This is a genomic window from Psychromonas sp. psych-6C06 (genome assembly GCF_002835465.1).
Lineage (GTDB): Bacteria > Pseudomonadota > Gammaproteobacteria > Enterobacterales > Psychromonadaceae > Psychromonas.
In genome coordinates, this window is record NZ_PIZM01000004.1 from 17143 (window position 1) to 37302 (window position 20160).

General features: G+C 39.2%; 18 protein-coding genes. 9 read left to right on the forward strand and 9 right to left on the reverse strand.

Features of this window, described 5'->3' with window-relative positions:
- Positions 1-1002 (forward strand): class 1 fructose-bisphosphatase, encoded by a 1002-nt coding sequence (gene fbp / locus CW745_RS07130; RefSeq protein ID WP_101107975.1) that lies wholly within the window; start codon positions 1-3, stop codon positions 1000-1002.
- A 200-nt stretch (positions 1003-1202) separates the two neighbouring features.
- Positions 1203-2201 (forward strand): class 1 fructose-bisphosphatase, encoded by a 999-nt coding sequence (gene fbp, locus CW745_RS07135; protein WP_101107976.1) that lies wholly within the window; start codon positions 1203-1205, stop codon positions 2199-2201.
- A 63-nt stretch (positions 2202-2264) separates the two neighbouring features.
- On the opposite strand, the gene CW745_RS07140 is transcribed toward fbp (CW745_RS07135), so the two are convergent.
- Positions 2265-3962 (reverse strand): AMP-binding protein, encoded by a 1698-nt coding sequence (locus CW745_RS07140; RefSeq protein ID WP_101107977.1) that lies wholly within the window; start codon positions 3960-3962, stop codon positions 2265-2267.
- A gap of 71 nt (positions 3963-4033) precedes the next feature.
- Positions 4034-4648: a ribonuclease T gene (rnt, locus tag CW745_RS07145; RefSeq protein ID WP_101107978.1), complete on the reverse strand. Its 615-nt coding sequence runs from the start codon at positions 4646-4648 to the stop codon at positions 4034-4036.
- 117 nt (positions 4649-4765) lie between these two features.
- Here rnt and CW745_RS07150 point away from each other — a divergent pair, with 117 nt between their 5' ends.
- On the forward strand, positions 4766-5635 hold the full coding sequence (locus CW745_RS07150) for an OmpA family protein (RefSeq protein WP_101107979.1): 870 nt from the start codon (positions 4766-4768) through the stop codon (positions 5633-5635).
- Positions 5636-5726: 91 nt separating this feature from the next.
- A complete protein-coding gene (locus CW745_RS07155; RefSeq protein WP_101107980.1) occupies positions 5727-6098 on the forward strand; it encodes a DUF2799 domain-containing protein in 372 nt (123 codons plus the stop codon).
- A 203-nt stretch (positions 6099-6301) separates the two neighbouring features.
- On the opposite strand, the gene CW745_RS07160 is transcribed toward CW745_RS07155, so the two are convergent.
- A complete protein-coding gene (locus CW745_RS07160; RefSeq protein WP_101107981.1) occupies positions 6302-6634 on the reverse strand; it encodes a YajD family HNH nuclease in 333 nt (110 codons plus the stop codon).
- 289 nt (positions 6635-6923) lie between these two features.
- Here CW745_RS07160 and CW745_RS07165 point away from each other — a divergent pair, with 289 nt between their 5' ends.
- Together CW745_RS07165 and CW745_RS07170 are read left to right on the forward strand one after the other, a co-directional pair.
- Positions 6924-7586, forward strand: a complete 663-nt coding sequence (locus CW745_RS07165) for a DUF2913 family protein (protein ID WP_101107982.1) — start codon at positions 6924-6926, stop codon at positions 7584-7586.
- A 13-nt stretch (positions 7587-7599) separates the two neighbouring features.
- On the forward strand, positions 7600-8976 hold the full coding sequence (locus tag CW745_RS07170) for a hypothetical protein (RefSeq protein ID WP_101107983.1): 1377 nt from the start codon (positions 7600-7602) through the stop codon (positions 8974-8976).
- A 224-nt stretch (positions 8977-9200) separates the two neighbouring features.
- Here CW745_RS07170 and CW745_RS07175 read toward each other — a convergent pair whose 3' ends face one another.
- From CW745_RS07175 to CW745_RS07185, 3 genes are read right to left on the reverse strand one after another with little or no spacing between them, the layout of a single operon-like run.
- Positions 9201-9740, reverse strand: a complete 540-nt coding sequence (locus CW745_RS07175) for an NUDIX hydrolase (protein ID WP_101107984.1) — start codon at positions 9738-9740, stop codon at positions 9201-9203.
- A 35-nt stretch (positions 9741-9775) separates the two neighbouring features.
- Positions 9776-10453 (reverse strand): tRNA (adenine(22)-N(1))-methyltransferase TrmK, encoded by a 678-nt coding sequence (locus tag CW745_RS07180; protein ID WP_101107985.1) that lies wholly within the window; start codon positions 10451-10453, stop codon positions 9776-9778.
- Complete coding sequence (locus CW745_RS07185; protein WP_101107986.1) at positions 10446-12623, reverse strand: Tex family protein; 2178 nt, start codon at positions 12621-12623, stop codon at positions 10446-10448. The genes CW745_RS07180 and CW745_RS07185 overlap by 8 nt, the downstream gene beginning before the upstream one ends.
- A gap of 56 nt (positions 12624-12679) precedes the next feature.
- Between CW745_RS07185 and CW745_RS07190 the strand changes: the two genes are divergently transcribed.
- Both CW745_RS07190 and CW745_RS07195 read left to right on the forward strand, forming a co-directional pair.
- Positions 12680-13654: a Gfo/Idh/MocA family oxidoreductase gene (locus CW745_RS07190; RefSeq protein ID WP_101107987.1), complete on the forward strand. Its 975-nt coding sequence runs from the start codon at positions 12680-12682 to the stop codon at positions 13652-13654.
- Positions 13655-13750: 96 nt separating this feature from the next.
- Positions 13751-15145: a DUF3943 domain-containing protein gene (locus tag CW745_RS07195; RefSeq protein WP_101107988.1), complete on the forward strand. Its 1395-nt coding sequence runs from the start codon at positions 13751-13753 to the stop codon at positions 15143-15145.
- Between the two features lie 47 nt (positions 15146-15192).
- Here CW745_RS07195 and CW745_RS07200 read toward each other — a convergent pair whose 3' ends face one another.
- Together CW745_RS07200 and CW745_RS07205 are read right to left on the reverse strand one after the other, a co-directional pair.
- Complete coding sequence (locus CW745_RS07200) at positions 15193-15801, reverse strand: sugar O-acetyltransferase (RefSeq protein ID WP_101107989.1); 609 nt, start codon at positions 15799-15801, stop codon at positions 15193-15195.
- A 20-nt stretch (positions 15802-15821) separates the two neighbouring features.
- A complete protein-coding gene (locus CW745_RS07205; RefSeq protein WP_101107990.1) occupies positions 15822-16781 on the reverse strand; it encodes a S49 family peptidase in 960 nt (319 codons plus the stop codon).
- A 72-nt stretch (positions 16782-16853) separates the two neighbouring features.
- Between CW745_RS07205 and CW745_RS07210 the strand changes: the two genes are divergently transcribed.
- Positions 16854-17717, forward strand: coding sequence for a hypothetical protein (locus tag CW745_RS07210; protein ID WP_238596737.1), 864 nt, complete (start codon positions 16854-16856; stop codon positions 17715-17717).
- Positions 17718-17768: 51 nt separating this feature from the next.
- Here the strand turns inward: CW745_RS07210 and arcB are convergent, their stop codons facing one another.
- Entirely contained in the window at positions 17769-20021 is a 2253-nt protein-coding gene (gene arcB / locus CW745_RS07215; RefSeq protein WP_202973171.1) for an aerobic respiration two-component sensor histidine kinase ArcB, read from the reverse strand.
- Positions 20022-20160: the final 139 nt, after the last annotated feature.

Here is a 20160-nt window from a genome sequence, read left to right on the forward strand (position 1 = left end):
ATGATCACCTTAGGCGAATTTATCATTGAAAAACAACAAGATTTTCCAGAAGCCAGTGGCGAGTTAAGCGCATTGTTAGGTGCGATTAGGCTAGCCGCCAAAGTTGTTAACCGTGAAATAAACAAAGCAGGCATCGCTGATATTATTGGTGCAACGGGCGTTGAAAATATTCAAGGTGAAGTGCAACAAAAAATGGATCTGTACGCTAACGATAAATTCAAATTAGCGCTCGAAGCACGGGGTGAGGTATGTGGTATCGCCTCTGAAGAGGAGGATGATTATGTTTCTTTTGATAGTGAACGAGGCTGTAACAGTAAATATGTGGTGTTGATGGATCCGCTTGATGGCTCCTCTAATATCGATGTGAATGTTTCTGTGGGCACTATATTTTCAATTTATAAACGTGTCAGTCCGCTTGGTAGCCCGGCGACGTTAGCGGATTTTTTACAGCCAGGCGATCAACAAGTGGCCGCCGGTTATGTTATTTATGGTTCATCTACCATGCTGGTATATACCACAGGTAATGGTGTACACGGCTTTACTTTAGACCCTTCTTTAGGTGTCTTTTATCTTTCACATGAAAATATGACTATCCCTAAAAATGGTGTTATCTACTCAATTAATGAGGGTAATTACCTAAAATTCCCAATGGGTGTTAAAAAATACTTAAAATATTGCCAAGAGATAGACAGTGCCACTCATCGTCCCTACACCTCGCGCTATATCGGCTCTTTAGTTTCAGATTTTCACCGTAATTTGCTCAAGGGTGGCATATATATCTACCCTTCAACCGCCTCTGCCCCTCAGGGAAAATTGCGTTTACTCTATGAATGTAATCCGATGGCATTTTTAATGGAGCAAGCAGGAGGTTTAGCCAGTGATGGCGAACGTCGCATTTTAACTATCTCTCCAACAGAGTTACACCAAAGAGTGCCTTTCTTTTGTGGCAGTGAAAATATGGTTAATGATGTGCAAGGCATGCTTAGCCAATTTAAAGATTAATAAAAATACAGTATTCAGACATTTCATCAATAGGGGCTAGTACATGAGAAAGCCCCTTTCTTGACTAAAGAATTATCTTTAATGGTAAAATTTACACTTTAATATCACAAAACCACTAGATATATCATCGGATCACGCGTTACAATGCACCGCGAAGATTGATTTGTAATATAATATCACTTTATTAATTTGGAGCTAAGATGATCACACTAGGTGAGTTTATTATTGATAAGCAACACGATTTCCCTGAAGCGAGTGGTGAATTAACATTACTACTCAGCGCTATTCAGTTGGCAGCAAAAGTAGTTAACCGAGAGATCAATAAGGCGGGCTTAGCCGATATTATTGGCAGTACTGGCAATGAAAATGTTCAGGGTGAAGTGCAACAAAAAATGGATCTGTACGCTAACGATAAATTTAAAGCAGCCTTAGAAGCGCGGGGTGAAGTATGTGGTATCGCCTCCGAAGAGGAAGATGAATTTATTAGCTTTGATACAGAGCGTGGTTGCAACAGTAAATATGTCGTACTGATGGATCCACTTGATGGCTCTTCAAATATCGATGTAAATGTTTCAGTTGGTACTATCTTCTCAATTTACAAACGTAAAAGCCCAGTGGGGACTCCTGTTGTCTTGGCAGACTTTTTACAACCTGGTGTTGACCAAGTTGCTGCCGGTTATGTGATTTACGGCTCTTCTACCATGCTAGTATATTCTACGGGTAATGGTGTGCACGGCTTTACCTGTGATCCCTCTTTAGGTGTATTTTATCTATCACATGAAAATATGCAGATCCCAGATAATGGCAAAACATATTCAATTAATGAAGGTAATTACCTTAAATTTCCACAGGGCGTAAAAGACTATCTTAAGTACTGCCAAGAAATTGATAGTGCGACAAACCGCCCTTATACCTCACGTTATATTGGCTCTTTAGTTTCTGACTTTCATCGTAACCTTTTAACGGGAGGTATCTACATTTACCCTTCCACGGCCTCTGCACCAGAGGGAAAATTGCGCCTTCTTTATGAATGTAACCCGATTGCATTTTTAATGGAGCAAGCAGGTGGCAAAGCAAGTGATGGTCATCAGCGCATTTTAGAGATCATGCCAACTGAATTACACCAGCGAGTGCCTTTCTTCTGTGGTAGCAATAACATGGTTGATAAAGCACACTCGATGATGGAAGCTTGTAAATAAAGTCGCTTAAACAACAATGCCACTCATGAAGTGGCATTGTTGTTGTCAGAGCGCTATTGCACGTTAAATATGTAAATAACGCTTTATTTTTTTGGTCGGTGTTTTAATAAAAGGCTCCGATTGTTCAAAGACAGTCATTATTTTTGAATAGTTAGCAAGTTGAGTATTAGCCTCATTTTTAATGCTTTCTAATGCGGCTAAAATCTCAGTGTGCAATGCCGAATCGCTGGTTTTTTTGATATTATGAGTTTCATCAAAAAGATCATAATCGATATGAATTTTCGCAACAACTTTACCTTCTAATTCATACACTAATGAATCCACTACCAACTCATTTTGATTGATAATTGACTCTACCGCTTCAGGATAAATATTTTCACCACTTGCACCAATAATCACATTTTTACTACGACCATTAATGCTTAATATTCCGTTTTCATCAAGTTGACCAAGGTCACCAGTATTTAACCAGCCGTCTTTATCTAACACTTCATCCGTACGCGTTTTATCTTTGTAATAGCCCATCATGACATTCGGACCGCGCACATGTAATTCAGCATCGCCTCCCTCTTGCCCATGCTGTACAAAACGTGTTTCCATGCGATCAACAATAATACCCGTTGTGCCGACAGCTGTGTTTCCCGGAATTGCGCCCGCGATAATCGGTGCCGTTTCGGTTAAGCCATAACCAATCGCATAGGGGAAGTTTGCTTCTTGTAAAAATTGTTCGACGTAGGGCGATAATTTGGCCCCCCCAATACCAAAGAAGCGGATCTCTCCACCAAAGCTTTCAACTAACTTTGCACCGGCAATTTTATTAAGCTTTTTACGAATAAAACCAACATGGTTATACAAATATTTAATGATTGCATTTTTGTTGAAGCTAGCTTGTACCTTAGACTTATAAATTTTTTCAATCACTAAAGGCACGCTTAACATACAGGTTGGTTTTACTGTTGTCATCGCTTTCAAGATGATTTTCGGTGCAGGTGTTTTACTGATATAAAAAATGGAGGAACCATTACAAAATGGCACTAAGAAGCCAATTGAACATTCAAAGGTATGCGCAAGGGGAAGAATCGATAAAAAGCGATCTTCAGGAAGAATTTTAATTAATTTATCAGCCTGTTTTATCTGCGACACTAAATTATCATGCGATAGCATCACCCCTTTAGATTGGCCAGTTGTACCGGATGTATAGATGATCACAGCAAGATCTTGCTTGTTGATACTCACCGATTTTTTTTCAGGTTGTTCCGATTTACTTAATTTAGCGCGAAATTGAGCAAGCTTTTCACTGCCTTTAAGCAAAAGCTCATTTTTTGAAGCGTAATCTTCTAGTAAACGTAAACTTTCTAATGAGAGAACAAATTTCAACGATGAGGTGAAATCGTCTTCCGCTAATTTATTACTCATTTTTTCAGAAACAAAAATCCCCTTAGCTTCTGAGTGTTTAACGATATGATGAATCTCATTACTGTGAAAGTCAGGTAATATTGGCACGGCAACGGCGCCCATGGTGGTGATAGCAAGATAAGCGATTCCCCAATGTGGCATATTTTCGCTACAAATGGCGACTTTATCACCCTGTTCAATTCCTAAAGAGACTAATTTAGCCTGTAAAATTTCTATTTTTTGCTGTGCTTGTGCATAAGTGATCGCTTCGCCATCCACATTGGCCACTAAGGTACAGGTTGAAAACTCAGAAAATGCGTGTGATGTAATATCTAATAACGTCTGAGCGTTGTTAATTGATGGCATAGTTACCTACTAATAAAAAAGATAAATAAGGAGTTAAGTAAAAAAACATGACTTTATTTTCAATATGGTGATTAAAGTGGCCAACCGCCAAGTGCTTTTAATTTGTTAACCATATAAAAAAACAGTGATGCGGTTACTTCTGTATCGTACAGAGCTGAATGCGCTTCATTATTATCATAGGCTATATTTGCTTGTGCGCACGCTTTAGCGAGTACAGTTTGCCCGAGTATCAATCCCGCCATACTTGCGGTATCAAAGCTGGCAAAGGGGTGAAATGGCATTCTTTTTAAATTACATCGTTGCGTTGCTTGATTAATAAAACCTTGGTCGAAGGTCGCATTGTGGGCCACAATAATGGAGCGATTACAGTGATTTAACTTTTGATGCTTGCGGACCAATTTAAATATATCAGTCAAAGCATCACGTTCATCAACCGCACCACGCAATGGGTTAAAAGGGTCAATACCGGTAAATTCCAGCGCTTTGGGATCTAAGTTTGCGCCTTCAAAGGGAGCCACGTGAAAATGAATTTTATCAGCGCAGTATAAATAACCTTGATCATCCATTGCTGGGAAAATCGCTGCAATCTCTAGTATTGCATCGGTCTGTGCATTTAGCCCAGAGGTTTCAATATCAATGATAACGGGATAATAACCTCGAAATCGCTTCGCTAATTGGTTTTCCATAAAATACTCATAATCAAAAATGAGGGGCGATTATGCCATAAAGTGAATATATTTTGCTAAAGAATGCGGCCACACTGCCGATAGTTTATTTATGCAGCCCAATTGATGAGATTAATTATGAAAATACAGTTAATGGCAACGCTACTTTTATGCATTAATAGTAGCTATGCTACTAATAAAAGCTACAACGCCAACATTGATAATTCATTGTGGTACATCTCTAGTTCGACGCCTATTCAGTGTACCCTTGAGCACCCTATTCCAAGGTATGGTCAAGCTCACTTTGAAGCGCGTGCAAGTAAAAATATCAATCTTGATTTTATTTTGCATAGTAAACGCGCACTCCCCAAAACCCGCTCAGTGACCTTAAAGTCGGTACCACCGCAATGGCGACCAGGTAGCGAAGCACAGACAATTGGAAAAGTCACCTTCCACCAACAATTTGATGGTTACGTAACGCGTCAAAATGCATGGCAGATGCTCAGTGAACTCGAACAAGGTAAAGTACCCACTTTTTATTATCAAGATTGGTATAACAAAGATCAGGTAACCAGCGTTGGTTTGTCTGCAGTTAATTTTATGAAAAGTTACGACGACTTTAACAACTGTATCGACCAATTGCTTCCATACAATTTCGATGACATTGCCTACAGTATTCTCAAATACAATAAAAACGGTGTTAAGCTAACCGCTTTTTCTAAAAAACGATTAAAAATGATCGGCGATTATATTAAACATGACGAGAGTATCAGTGTTGTACTCGTTTCAGGTTACTCAGACAGTTACGGTGCGAAATATCGTAATTTAGAACTCTCTCAGCAACGTGCAAGTTCAGTTAAAGATTACCTTGCTCAGCTAGGCCTCGATGATGAAAAAATCCAAGTATCCGGATATGGAGAAAAACACCATGTTGCAGATAATGGAACTGTTCTGGGACGTATGCAAAACCGACGCGTGGTGATTTCCATCGAAAGAGAAGAGATATAAACAGCAAACTCAGTTGCTCCTAATGATCTAATAGACAGTCTGGTTCGTATCAGTGATCATCAGTAATTGAAAACAGACATTGGAGCTTGTTATGTTACGTATTTTATTAATGTTACTCTTACCTTTCGCCCTATTTGCATGCACTACAACCGAAATACAGGATCAAGTGAAAGCTAAAAATTGGTTTGCAGTCGGAGAGTATGATGCCAGCCATGGTTTTATTGAAAAATCAGAAAAAAGCTTACAAAAACTAAGTGATAAATTTGCCGATAAAAGCATCAACTATGCTGAATATTTAAAAGGGTATAAACAAGCATTAGATAGCTACTGCGATATAGAAAATGCTTATATTCTTGGAGTCCAAGGTATGACTTATCGTAATATTTGTGATCGCTACCCTCATGGATGGGCTTTTTATCAAGACTGGATTAGTGGACGTAACTCACGAGCGGCGTCGATGTAAGTATTGCTTGTTATTGATGAATGGCTTAATTTTAAATAAGCCATTCATATCAAAAGAAATAAATAGTCTCTCTCATATATAATTTAAAATAGCTTTATCTCTTCACAGACATTTTCTAAGAAAAAATAGTTAGGTGAAATTTATGCTTGAGCTAGGACACTTTTACTAAATGAAATTACATAATTAATTCGATTGCTGAAGCGCTATTTTTTCATCTTACTCATCAAATCAGCAAAAGGGTTATACGTCGCTCCACCTTGCATATCATCCCCTGCCTCAACACTACTTCCATATAGATCAGCTTGCGTGTATTTATCATGTTCGTGATCATGGCAATAGATGCACAATAACTCCCAGTTACTGCCATCTGCCGGATTATTACTATGATCGTGATCCATATGATGAACAGTCAGCTCTTTCAAATTCGAATAGACAAATTCGCGTGCACACTTACCACAAACCCATGGAAACAGTTTCAATGCTTTATCACGGTAGTCACTTTCTAAACTTTTATAATTGCCAGGAATATAAGCCATAGTTTTCTCTTTAATTATTGATCATTTATTGCCGTAGTTTAACGTTATCACAGTATCAGGTACAACAGGTTCAAGTGCAATTGTCTTTTGCACCAAACTAGATGCGATTGCTGTTTCGCGTTTTTTTGCAAAAAATGTAGCTATTGGGGTTCAATAAAAACACTTTTATCTTGATCTATTAGCCTTCAACAGTAGGCAACACAAAACTAAAAGACGTTTCTACGAACTTCACTACCGATAGTGATATACTGATAGTTATTTTATCTCACTTATATTAAACAGGTCTTTTATGGTTCTCTTTTCTCAAGAAATATACACATTAATCTCAACTGCACTCTCTGAATTAGAGGCTTCACAGGCATCTGGACGTACTCCGAAAAACCCACTTAATGAAGCCCATTATCTTGGTGCTTGGGTGACAACAGCAATGAAACAGAAACGCTTTGATGGCATTACTGTACCAACTTTAAAAGCATGGCAAAGCAAAGCGCGAAGTTTAGGTAAAAATGCGGGATTAAAAGATCAATTTGCCTATCTTCAAAAATGCTATGACCAAGTTCTTGATGAAGATAAAAAAGTAAAAGTGGTCAGCCGTGCTCAAGTTGATGCGTTAGTCGAAGCACTTGAGTTACAACAATGGATGGTTAACACCGATCTAATAGTCGGTAATAAACTTAATCGCCACAGTGGTGGGGCAGCCTCTTTAATTATTTGTGCAGATGAACTAGCTGACTGTTTCGATGAACAAGATATTTTAATCAAGCCTCTGTCTATTTACTTGCGTGGCGATTTACAAATATTGGTTGGTGCTGCCTTTACACAAAATTTACTGTTGCATAAAATCACTGATTATAAATCTAAGGTAAAATATCACGGTGAGTTTATCGTTTATCCTAATAATGATGGCGAGAAACTTCCCGAGTTTCCAATAGATGTTGTATTAGAGAAGTAGTCAAAGGATGCCAATGTTAGAACAGCAAAGTTCAATTTTATCAGAACAAGAGTTGCAATTATTGGCATCGTATTCACGAAAAAATAACTACTCTCGTTGCAAAGTTTACAGCTATAAGAATACCTACCGTAGTATTACTAACGAACTGCAAGTTGCTAATAATATTGAGCAGTTAATTTTTATGCTTCGCTCAAGCCCACGTGGCATAGCATTGATTGTTCCTGATAGTATCGAATCTGAGCCAGCTAGTGATATTGAAGAGTTAGTGACACTCTTAACACATCGCGCCGATATTCGCGTACTTTGGTTAGGCTCATTACCAAGCATGGAAACTAACATTTCTTCTTTTGTACATTGTAGCGATGAAGAAAATCTTAAAGAAAATATCACCGAATGGAAACAATCACTTAAACGACTCTTTGAAAAGTGGTTAAGCGATTACTCTGTTGTGTTAGTAAGCTCTGATAATAAAAAAAGCATTCATCAGACAGCCTTTAACAATATAGGTTTAGATAATGTCCACTACCTTGATGCCGATACCCTTAGTGCTTCGCTAGGTAAACCTAAGCTATTAATTATTGATTTACAAACAGAGGGGTTACACCTTGTCAACGAGTTGAATGAGCTCACTAATAACGACTGGTTTCCTATCATTATCACGTTTGGTGAATTACCGGCCAACGTTTGCTATGCAACCTATACACTGATCGAAAATAGTGGTTTTCCAGTACTTGCCACATTAAATAATATTCCTGATAAATCCCAGTGGGAGCAGCTATTTTTATCGCTTTTTTCACGCGTTTACTTAAAACATTGGGTCAGTGAATCCCCCACTTCTGCCGGTGCTTATAAACTTTATCATTTAGAGAAAAGTGTCATTGAAAGTTATTTTTGCGTACATGGCATGAATAAAACACAGATTTCGGCACTGCCGAAGTCCGACAATATCCGCTATATTATCCATGCTAAAAGTGTTCAAGACTGGTTTCCCGATGGCGTCCAACGTGAAATACGTTTTAAACTCGCTGACGAATTGGGATGCGATGCCAATCATTTAGATATTTGTATTGAGCACCCCGAAAGAATATTGCGCACCTCTATCTTTTTTTCAGGGCTAGTCATGGCTCGCTTAATTAATACCAAGGTTTATTGGTGGATTCACAGTGAACGTGAACTTTTAACAGACATTCTTAAAAACTTTCCCGTTTCTGATGTCATTTTGTCTGAATCGCTTAGCCACCAGCTGATCAGAGGTCCTTCAGAGTTATTGCTTGATTTTCTCGAGCAGGCACAGCAACAACAGATCAATATGATTGCTAGCCTATCCCCTTCAAATAGCACCGCAGAAGCACTTGCTTTATATGGTATTACAGCAGTTATTAGTCGATAATTTTTACCATCCACATAATATTGTTATTGGGGCTTATTACCGAAAAGTGATGAAGAAAAGAGCAAGTCGCATTCCCCCCTAATAGCGAGGGTCTGTTGATATTTAGAGTTGTTTTGCAACAAATATTGCCCTACGGGTTCAACATTTAAACGACAAAGTTCAACACACCCTAACTATTATTTTAACCAACAACAAGTAGCTCAAAGAGCTGATATGGATATGGATTAACCAACCGAGTAACTACATGTGGTCAGTAACTCTTTTTCAATCAGTTTTAATAGAAACAACTCTCGTTCAACCGACATGCCTTTCTTATCGCTTTCAGCCAAAGTGTTCTGGTTGTGTTTTATTGCCTCACTGATTGGCAACCAAACCGCTTTCATACCATTTTTTATCTCGTAATCTTCAAATTTAGTCTCACCAAGTTGCTCATCAATTTCACAACGAAAGCAGTAAGATTGCATTTTCATGGCATCAAAATCTTCTTTGTACCATGGTCGAAACTCTTCGTATAATCCAAACTCTTCGATATTACGAATATGCTTTGCGCCGGTTTCCTCTGCTAACTCTCTTTTAAAACCTTCAAGCAACGCTTCTCCATCATCAACTCCACCGCCGGGTAAAGTATAATCATCATAACGCTCGGTATATAAGAGTAATATTTTGTCACCTTTTAACACAATCGCCCGTGTAGCAATACGCTCAAAATAGCGATACTCAGCTAAATTCACAGCAGGATGGCAAGTCGATCGTAATAAGCGCATGGTAAACAGTTCCAATAATTAAATAAGGGCGAAGATTATAACCTAGCAATCGCTTGATACGCGCTAATTATTTCACTCGCTTTACTATTCGAATTTTTAGCCATACGTTGATAATGGCTAATTGTTTGTTGAAGATAAGTTCGATGCTCGCTATTTGCGAAATCCCACATTTTATCGCCAACTAAAGAAACAGGAGCACCTGATCCATTACTGATATGCAACACTTCATAAAAACGCTTGTTTTCAGCAACGATAAACTCATCGATAAGGGCACAATCATTCTCCTTCAAAAAGTGGCGAAGTTGATAATTGTGATGTACGGGAGACAAAATAAATTCAACATTGCTTTGTTGTACCTGAGGCAATATTTTTTCAAGTAGATCAATTAATAAATGCCCACCTATACCGGCAATGATAATTAAATGTCTGTCGTTATTAAATGCTTTAATAGGTAATGTTGCCACATCTAAACAATGTACTTGCCAGTGCTTATCACCGCTATAAAAACGGGTCAATTTACAGGTTATCTCCTCCATTAACGGGGCAACAACATCAACAAAATGGACACATTCTCCTTTACCATGGGCAAGTAGCTGAAACCCTAATAAGCCATGATCACAACAACAATCCCAAATATGATCATAGCCCTCTCTCACCGACGCCTCAATGGCAGCTAATCGTTTGCCTAGTTTTACCTTACTTAATTCAATCATTTCGCATACTCAGCGCAATGCGTTGACGAGTGAGATCGATTTCTAATACTTTAACGGAAACAATTTGCCCCGCTTTGACAATTTGCGTGGGATCGCTGACAAATTTATCTGCAAGATGCGATATGTGTACTAAACCATCTTGATGCACGCCAATATCCACAAATGCCCCAAAGTTTGTTACATTAGATACTACACCTTGTAACATTAGCCCTACGCTTAAATCTGATATTTCATTAATCCCCTCGGCATATTTTACTGTTTTAAACTCTGGACGAGGATCTCGATTGGGCTTTTTCAACTCATCAATAATTGCGCCGATTGTTAATGTGCCAAACTGTTGGTCAATTAAGTCTCTTTGCTGAAGATTATCTAATAGTGCTGTATTGCTAAGCAGTTGTTTGATTTCAAGACCTAACTGCTTAGCCATTTTATTGACCAGATAATAACTCTCTGGATGTACCGCTGTGTTATCAAGTGGGTTATGTGCCTCAGTAATACGCAGGAAACCCGCACATTGCTGAAAAGCTTTATCGCCAAGTCGCACTACTTTCTTTAGCGCACTACGCGTATAAAACAAGCCATGCTGATCACGATAATTGACGATGTTTTCTGCAATACTTGGGTTTAGGCCTGCAACATAGCGTAATAAAGGCGCAGAGGCACTATTGAGATCCACGCCAACGGCATTAACACAATCCTCTACCACGGCGTGCAAGCGTTGGCTTAATTGCGTTTGGTTGACATCATGCTGATACAAACCAACACCAATGGCTTTGGCATCAATTTTGACCAATTCTGCCAAAGGATCTTGTAATCGCCTTGCTATCGATACCGCACCACGAATCGAGACATCTAGGCGGGGCAATTCATCACTAGCTAACGCGGAAGCAGAATACACCGATGCCCCCGCCTCACTGACGATCAAATGCCGAATATCAAGACCACTGCTTGATATACAATCACTCATAAACTGATCACTTTCACGCGAGGCGGTGCCATTACCGATTGCAATTAAATCCACCTGATACTGTGTTAATAGTTTAATGACCTGTTGCTTGGCAATATCATATTGCTGTTGTGGTGCATGTGGATAGATAGTTGCGCTATTTAAATATTTTCCAGTGGCATCAATAACCGCCACTTTACAGCCGCTACGAAAACCGGGATCAAAGCCAAGTACTACTTTACGTCCAGCTGGCGCACACATTAGTAATTCTTTTAAATTAGTGGCAAATAGCTGAATTGCCTCTTCGTGGGCTTTCTCTTTTAATGTACTGATAATTTGTGTTTCTAACATCGGCAATAGTTTCGATTTCCAAGCTTTTCTTATCACCTCAACTCGCCAATTATTTGCCATCAGCCCCTTCAATGAGAAACCTAAATGGTTGGCGATTAACACTTCGCAATAAGATGTTTTAATACTTTTATCTTGTCGTGGATCAGGCTCTATTTTTAGCCGTAAAAAACCTTCACTTTTAGCACGTAGAATGGCTAACAAACGATGTGATAACATCCGTCTTATTGGTTCGTTATAATTAAAATAATCTTTGAATTTAAGCGCTTCTTGCTCTTTTCCCTTGATAACAGAAACCTTAAAGTTTGCATTATTAAGCAGTTGTTTTCTCAGTTTATCAAGCAGGCTAAGATCAACAATTAAACGCTCTATAAGTATCTGCATCGCCCCTGCTACTAACGCTTCTATGTTATTAAAAGCGGGACAACGATAAGATTTACAAAGTATCGTTTTATCACTTTCAGGCTGAAACCAAAGCTTGTCGGCCAGCGACTCAAGCCCAGCATCTATCGCTAATTGCGCTTTATTAACCCGTTTACTTTTAAAAGGTAGGTAGAGTTGTTCTAATATCGTTTTACTTTGACAACTTTTTACCTGTTCACGCAATTGAGGCGTTAATTTCCCAGATTCATTGAGCGCTTTTAAGATAGCCTCTCTGCGAGTATCAAGCTCACGTAAATATATTAAGCGCGTTTCTAAAGAACGCAGTTGTATATCATCAAGCCCACTCGTCATCTCTTTGCGATAACGAGCGATAAATGGCACCGTATTACCATCGTCATAGAGGGTAATGAAAGCATTAACCTGCGGTTTTGTCAGGTTTAGTTCATTGGTGAGTTGCTGATTGATGTCTGTTATTATTACTGGCTTATTCATAGTTTAATTCTTATTATTGTTTTACTTTTCATTCGCTATTCATAAAAGGGTTTCACATGATCAACTTTGCAGTCATTGGTAGTAACTGGATCACCGAAAAATTCGTTAACGCAACACGTGTTGATAATGCGCTTTCATTACGGGCAGTTTACTCCCGCACATTAAAAAGCGCACAGCTTTTTGCAGATAAGTTTTCTGTGTCCACCTGCTATGACGATCTGCAGACACTGGCTGATGATGATGATATTAAAGCTGTTTATATTGCGAGCCCCAACTCGTTGCACTTTGAACAATCCATGCAGATGCTAAAAGCGGGTAAACATGTCATTTGTGAAAAACCACTTGCCTCTAATGCAGCACAAGTTGAACAACTTTTTGATGTAGCAATTGAAAATGGCGTGATCCTTTTTGAAGCTTATATGAGTGCACATTTGCCTAATTTCAAACAGGTAAAAAATAACTTAAATAAAATTTCTCCGATACGCAAAGCAAATATTCATTACTGCCAATACTCTTCACGCTACCCAGCTTACCTTGCAGGTAATAATCCGAATACTTTTAATCCACAATTCTCAAATGGCTCAATAATGGATATTGGTTATTACTGTATCGCTTTTACTGTTGCCCTATTTGGTAAGCCTAAAAAGATCCAAGCGCAAGCTCACCTACTTCAATCAGGTGTTGATGGATGCGGTACTGTTATACTGGATTATGGCGACTTTATTGTTACCGTTGATCATTCAAAAATCAGTAATTCAACACTGGATAATGAGATTCAGGGAGAGAATGGCAACCTGACTATCAAGCACGTTGCCCTATGTGAAAAAGTAACCTTGACGCAACAGGAAAGTCTGGATTTAACGCTTGAGCAAAATGAAAACAGCATGTCCTATGAAGCTCAATTTTTTGCTAAACAGATAATTGCTAAGCAGATTGACGAGGAAGCAATGCAACGCGCCAAAACAACCGCGGCAGTGATCACTGAAATTCGTCGCTTAACTGGGGTTAAATTTCCTGCAGACAATAAATAAAGTCGATTAATATATTATATCTTTGCGCTAGATCGCATTTTACTGTAAATTTGCGCCCCATATTTATTGTTTATTAAAAATTATTTTGGTGTTGATGTGCATTCTCATTTTTATTTAAAAACTGCGTTACCGCTTGCGCTACTGTTTACCTCTTTTACTTTTGCTGAAAGTGCTCCTGCGGAGCCGGCACTAAGTGAAACGAGCATTGAAATTTATCAAAAACACGCGACCAACTCTGCTTGGGAAGAGAAAGATATCGACCCCGCTTTTTATGACAGCCCCTATCAGGTATCTTTGTTTGACTCAAAAAATGGCGAAGATAGTGATCGCTTACTGTCACAAACTTATTCTATATTTGGGCTTGGGTTAGGTGTAATTGCAGTGCTCGCTGTAATGCCAGAAGAGATCACGAACTGGGAAAAAACCGACCTACAGCTTGGAAAGAAATGGGCTGACAATGTTAAATCAGGCCCCACTTGGGATAGGGATGATGTGGTTTTAAACTATGTCATGCATCCTTACTTCGGTGGCGTTTATTACCAATCAGCACGTAAATCAGGTTACCGTCAATGGGATGCATTTATGTATTCAGCGGTTATGTCCACTTTTTTCTGGGAATATGGTGTTGAAGCTTTCGCTGAAGTCCCCTCTCTTCAAGATTTAGTAGTTACACCTGTATTAGGTTGGGCTTATGGCGAATGGGCATATACCACTGAGCGCGATATATGGCTTAACGGTGGTACTGTTTTAGGCTCTGAATACCTTGGAAATACTGCACTGTTCTTTTTAGATCCCGTTGACTCACTTGGCCGTAACTTCAATTATCTATTGGGCAAAGACGTTATTAAAGCCGGCACAGGATACTTTACCTTTAACGAAGTCCCACTTCCGTACGGTACAGAAACTGAAAATCAAATAGGCTTAAAAGTAAGCTATATATTTGGTGATGATGATAGCCCTGCATTGCCAGGTATCAGTGGAAAGAAAGTGGTACTTTCTCGTTATGAATCTCGAACAGAGGATCCGGTAGATACAGGTATCATTGGTGTTTCTGCCGGTGGAGCTTGGGTAAACTTAGATGATGAGTGGGGCAAAAAAAGTGCCTTTGGAACACAGTGGTCACTTGGACTTTACTTTACGCGTAGCTTTTCTACTCGCTTAAACTATACCCGTGCAACAGTGGATAGTAAATCGGCTGGCGATGATATGATTTATGAAAACTACGGCATAGATAGTCAATACTACTTTAATAGCGATGCTAATTTACGCCCCTTTATCACTGCCGGTTTAGGCGAAATGATGGCCGACGAAGATAAAACTAAAAGACGTTTTCAAATAAATGCAGGTCTTGGCTTACATTACAAAATTACCAATAACTGGGCTATTCAAGGTGATTGGCGGAGCTACTACAGCACACGTACCAAAACCCATGAGAACCATTTAAGTAGTTCTATTATTTACCGCTTTGGTAAAGGTGAGTGGTCGCTTTAAAGCATTTATAATCTGGCATATATCCAGAATAAGTTTTTTAAATAAGCCTATTCTGGATCTGCAAACTCTCCCCACCAACTGGCTAACAACTCCTCTGATGGCATTTGACCATGTACCACATTTTTAATTACACGACATGGGTTACCAACTGCAATCACATCACTGGGAATATCTTTCGTGACGACACTTCCAGCACCAATAACACTTCTAGATCCAATGGTGACACCACCTAGGACAATGCTTCCCGCACCTATCCAGACATTATCACCAATATTAATTGGCTCTGCACAGGCATAAGGCTTAACACGCTCAGCTAAGTCTATCGGATGGTTTACCGTACTTAATACAACATTAGGGGCAAGTAAAACATACTCACCAATAGTTACCGGGGCAATATCTAAAATTTTAACATCATAGTTAATAAAGCCCCCTTCACCAAAGAAGATGTTACTCCCCATATCACATTGAAAAGGAGGCTCAATATGGGTGTTTTTAAAACGGCCAAAAAGCGTAGATAAAATTTTATGACGTTTTTCACCTTCACTGGGACGAGAAAAATTAAAATCGTATAGTTTCTCTTTACAAGCAAGTTGTTGTTTCACCAACTTTTTATCAATGCGCAATTGCACTGAAAAATCTTCCACTTTTTTATGCATGATGCCCTCTACCAGCCATATTAATGTAGTGTTAAAGACTGACTCTGTGTTGATAGCTGATTGGCAATGCCACTACCAATTGAAATTCCTAGCTTTTCAATAACCTCATTGATTGCTGAAGATTTAACTGAGTAATCAACAACCTCTTCTGCTCCGACAATCTCTCTTGCGACAAAACCTGGGCTACCTAATCCATCGATTAAACCTAAAGACAATGCTTGCTCACCATTCCAAATAAGTCCCGAGTACAGTTTCTCTTGCTCTTCGGCCGCTTTAATCCGATCGCCTCGTCCCTCTTGAACAACGGCAATAAATTGTTGGTGAGTGACATCTAACACCTGTTGCCAAAACTTTGCTTCACTCTCTTTTTCAGGAGAGAAGGGATCTAGAAATGCCTTATGTTCTCCAGAGGTAAAATGGCGGCGTTTAACCCCCACTTTTTCCATTAAATCCACAAAACCAAAACTAGATGCGGTGACGCCAATTGACCCCACTAAGCTGGCTTTGTCAGCATAAATAAAATCAGCACCAGCAGCCATATAATAACCACCAGAAGCGCCCAACTCTGCAATCACGGCATATAATTTTTTCTCCGGGTATATACCACGCAGGCGTTTCATCTCATCATAAACATAGCCAGCTTGTACTGGGCTACCGCCGGGGCTATTAATCACTAACATCACGGCTTTACTATGCTCGTTTTTAAAAGCATCTCTTAAACCAGTAACGATACGATTAGCATTAGCTTCTTGATCGGCAGCGATCACACCATTAACACGGACCAAAGCGGTATGGGATTTCTCTGCACTTATATCCCCCTTGGGAGCAGCATTAAGAATTAATATCAACGCCACAAAGAGATAAGTAAAAGTCAGTAATTTGAATAAGATCCCCCAGCGCCGTGTTTTTCTTTGCTCAGCAAAAGTTTCTTTAATTATTCCTTTAACCCATTGTTCTTCTACTTTATTAGTGTCGCTCATTGCTTTATCCTGCCCTATCGTTAGTATCAATAAACTAGCAACATAATTATAACAAAACAAGAGGAAAGCAACGTGCACAAACTTTTATTTTTCATTACCTTATGGCTCACTAGCAGTGCACTTTATGCAACCAGTAATGCTGAGACTCAAGCTTCGCAAGCAGACAAAAATCAAATTCACGATAAGCCATTAGTAGAGCGTTATGTGTTAGATGAACTTAAATCGTTACGCCATGACTTCCAAGACTTAGAGCGACGCATCACTGTCGATATTACTGATCGAGAACTCGATGTTGCCGATAAGTCGTTAGGTTATGCATCTAATACAGTGACTTATTTTTTCTATATCATTGCGGGTGTCGCTTCAATGATTGCAATGATCGGATGGCAATCTCTGCGAGAAATCAGAGAAAATACTAAAAAAATGGCTAATCAGCAGATAAAAAATATCTCTGAACAGTATGAAAAACAGTTTGAAACATTAGAAAAAGACCTACGTCGTAAGACACGTCGTATCGCTGATAATCATATTGAAATTGAAAAAATTAATGAGATTCATAATCTTTGGTTACGGGCACAAAAAGCACAAACACCGACACAACGCATTGAAGCTTATGATGAAATTCTAAAAATTCGCGCTGGCGATTTAGAAGCACTTACCTCTAAAGCCGATGCTGTTATGGAGATGCGTGAATTCCACTGGGCATTAAGTATTTGTAATCGAGTACTAGAAGTAGACGATAATAATCAAAATGCACTTTATCAACGTGCCTGCGCTTATGCGTGTTTAGGTGTTGAAGAACAAGCTATTTACGATTTAACACGTGCGATTGCTGGTCGAGCAACACTGAAAGAGTTAGCTGCCGAAGAAGCTGACTTTGAAAACTTAAAGGGTAACGAGAAGTTTGAGCAGTTAATGCATGGCGATCATACTTAAAAGTGCACCTGTTACGTCATTGGTTGATTACAACAAATGACGTAACAATTGTTATTGCTTGGCAATCCACACTTTTAAATCACGAATATCCTGTTCATAGTGACCTTTTATCAGCTCAACCCAGTCGTCAATATTATCCCACCACGCCGGTAGATCGGGCGACTGTACTTTTTGAGCTAATTGCTGGATACGCTTTAACCCCACAGAGCCGGCTGCACCTTTCATTTTATGCGCCTCGCTGACAATACGCTCTTTATCTTTGGCTACCATATTAGACTCTAATACCTGCATATAATCGGGCATCATTTTTGCGAATAATGCAATGTTATCAAGCATCACAGAGCGTGGAATAAACGCTAATAGTTCAGTAAGCATCGGGGTATCAAAAACAGCTTCTTTAGCATCCTCCTGAATCGTCTTCTCAGCTAATGGTGGCCTATCACTCTGTGGAGAGTCATCCGTGAAAAAATGCTTTAGCATCTGTTTGAAGGAGCTTACGGTGAGGGGTTTACCCAACGCATCATCCATTCCTTTATCAATAAATGACTGTTTATCAGTAAAAACATTCGCAGTTAAAGCGACGATAGGAGGTAATTGGTTATGCTTTTCACGTAGTAAAGTGGTGACCTGATAGCCATCCATATCTGGCAGCTGTATATCCATCAAAATAAGTTGATAATTATTTTCTTCTACTTTTTGTAACGCCTGCTCTCCATTTTCAGCCACATCCACTTGGTGGCCTAATTTGTTGAGTAGTGCTTTAGCAACAACCACATTAAGGGCGATATCTTCTACCAATAAGATACACAGTTCTGGCACCTTTGCTTCGCTTTCTTGCGCAAGAGAAAACTTATCAGGACATACCACCGGTAAACAAAGTTTAAAGGTGCTGCCTTTTCCAAGCTCACTACTCACTGTGATATGACCTCCCATTGCGTCCACTATTTTTTTAGAAACAGCCAGACCAATCCCGGTACCGGTTGCATGTCGATTACCCTTTACTTGGTAGTACATAGCAAATATTTTTTCTAATTGGTCCTCTGGAATACCAATACCAGAGTCTTCAATCTCAAAACACAGACGAGCCTTATTAGCATTTTCAAATTCGCAAAAACAACGAATACTGACTTTACCCTGCTCAGTAAACTTCACCGCATTGGTAACAAAATTCCATAATACTTGGCGCAGACGCGTATCATCTGCATCGATATAATCGGGTAAAATACTACCCTGCTCAAAGTCTAAAGCTAAACCTTTTTGCTCGGTTTGAATAAATGCAAGGCTCTCTAAATCACTAATAAAATCAAGCATATTAATATGATTAGACACTAAGTTTAAACGTCTTCGATCGAGCTTGTCTAGGTCGACAATATCATTAAAAATATTACCTAGTGTTATGGCGCTCATATGAATAGTTTTTAAGTATTTTCTCTGCTCTGCGCTTAGCTGATCATCTAATAACATTCGACTTAAGCCGACAATACCATTTAGTGGCGTGCGTAGCTCGTGGCTGATGGTAGAGATGAATGTGGTTTTATCACGACTGGCTTTTTCCAGTGATTCTTGATGTTTTTTCCGCTCTGTAATGTCGCGTCCAAATCCGATCACCCCAACGCAAATGTGCTGTGCGTTATACAGTGGTAACGCACGTACTTCGAAAAAGGCTTGACGACCGTTAGGGTAATTTAGCCAATGTTCATGAATTTGTTCTTGCTCTGTTTCTTGTGCTTTTTGATCCCGTTGTACAACTTCAATTGCATACTCTTCAGGATAAATGTCAAAGGGCGTTAAACCGATTAGTTCCCCTTCACTTCGGCCAGTTACTAGTTCCATCGCTTTATTGCAGCTAACAAATGCTCCCTTTAAATCTCGATGAAAAAAAAGATCAGAAGATGTGTTTAAAAATGATCGTAATAAAATGGTGTGTTCTTCTAATAATTGTTGTGTTTTTTGCCGTTCAACAATTTCGGACTCAAGTGCGCGGGTCTGTTTTTGATCTTGCGATAACATAACTTGAAGTCTAGCTACGGTGCCATCTAAGCGTTGCCTGGCTTCTTCGAGATCTCCCACGACCACCGTTAAAAAGTAAACCGCCCATGGCGTAATTAATAGTCCCAAAATAAAAGAACGCGATATATCACTGATATCAAGTGGATCATTGAAATAATATGCAAGTAACATCTGTAACACCGAGTCAGCACTAATGATCGCAAAAGCCAGTAACAAGCTGAAACGAAATGCCCCCAAACGTTTCAGTAATGCTACGTAATAATGTACCCAGGTCTTTAAATTAAAAATACTCACGAATGCCCCACGGATAATGGAAAAGTAATATTGTAAGCAATATCACCTTGAAATGGTTGCGGTTATTACACATTTCAGCAATTAATTATCTATTAAACGCAGAATAAAGCAGAGCGTCGGTCAATAAATAGACAATTTA

What these genes read in the sequence shown, in the direction of transcription:
- CW745_RS07200 (WP_101107989.1), bottom strand. Translation starts at nt 15,801, where the DNA reads ATGCATAAAAAAGTGGAAGATTTTTCAGTGCAATTGCGCATTGATAAA.
- CW745_RS07180 (WP_101107985.1), bottom strand. Translation starts at nt 10,453, where the DNA reads ATGATTGAATTAAGTAAGGTAAAACTAGGCAAACGATTAGCTGCCATT.
- CW745_RS07155 (WP_101107980.1), top strand. Translation starts at nt 5,727, where the DNA reads ATGTTACGTATTTTATTAATGTTACTCTTACCTTTCGCCCTATTTGCA.
- CW745_RS07205 (WP_101107990.1), bottom strand. Translation starts at nt 16,781, where the DNA reads ATGAGCGACACTAATAAAGTAGAAGAACAATGGGTTAAAGGAATAATT.
- CW745_RS07165 (WP_101107982.1), top strand. Translation starts at nt 6,924, where the DNA reads ATGGTTCTCTTTTCTCAAGAAATATACACATTAATCTCAACTGCACTC.
- CW745_RS07160 (WP_101107981.1), bottom strand. Translation starts at nt 6,634, where the DNA reads ATGGCTTATATTCCTGGCAATTATAAAAGTTTAGAAAGTGACTACCGT.
- rnt (WP_101107978.1), bottom strand. Translation starts at nt 4,648, where the DNA reads ATGGAAAACCAATTAGCGAAGCGATTTCGAGGTTATTATCCCGTTATC.
- CW745_RS07170 (WP_101107983.1), top strand. Translation starts at nt 7,600, where the DNA reads ATGTTAGAACAGCAAAGTTCAATTTTATCAGAACAAGAGTTGCAATTA.
- CW745_RS07175 (WP_101107984.1), bottom strand. Translation starts at nt 9,740, where the DNA reads ATGCGCTTATTACGATCGACTTGCCATCCTGCTGTGAATTTAGCTGAG.
- fbp (WP_101107976.1), top strand. Translation starts at nt 1,203, where the DNA reads ATGATCACACTAGGTGAGTTTATTATTGATAAGCAACACGATTTCCCT.
- CW745_RS07140 (WP_101107977.1), bottom strand. Translation starts at nt 3,962, where the DNA reads ATGCCATCAATTAACAACGCTCAGACGTTATTAGATATTACATCACAC.
- fbp (WP_101107975.1), top strand. Translation starts at nt 1, where the DNA reads ATGATCACCTTAGGCGAATTTATCATTGAAAAACAACAAGATTTTCCA.
- CW745_RS07150 (WP_101107979.1), top strand. Translation starts at nt 4,766, where the DNA reads ATGAAAATACAGTTAATGGCAACGCTACTTTTATGCATTAATAGTAGC.
- CW745_RS07185 (WP_101107986.1), bottom strand. Translation starts at nt 12,623, where the DNA reads ATGAATAAGCCAGTAATAATAACAGACATCAATCAGCAACTCACCAAT.
- CW745_RS07190 (WP_101107987.1), top strand. Translation starts at nt 12,680, where the DNA reads ATGATCAACTTTGCAGTCATTGGTAGTAACTGGATCACCGAAAAATTC.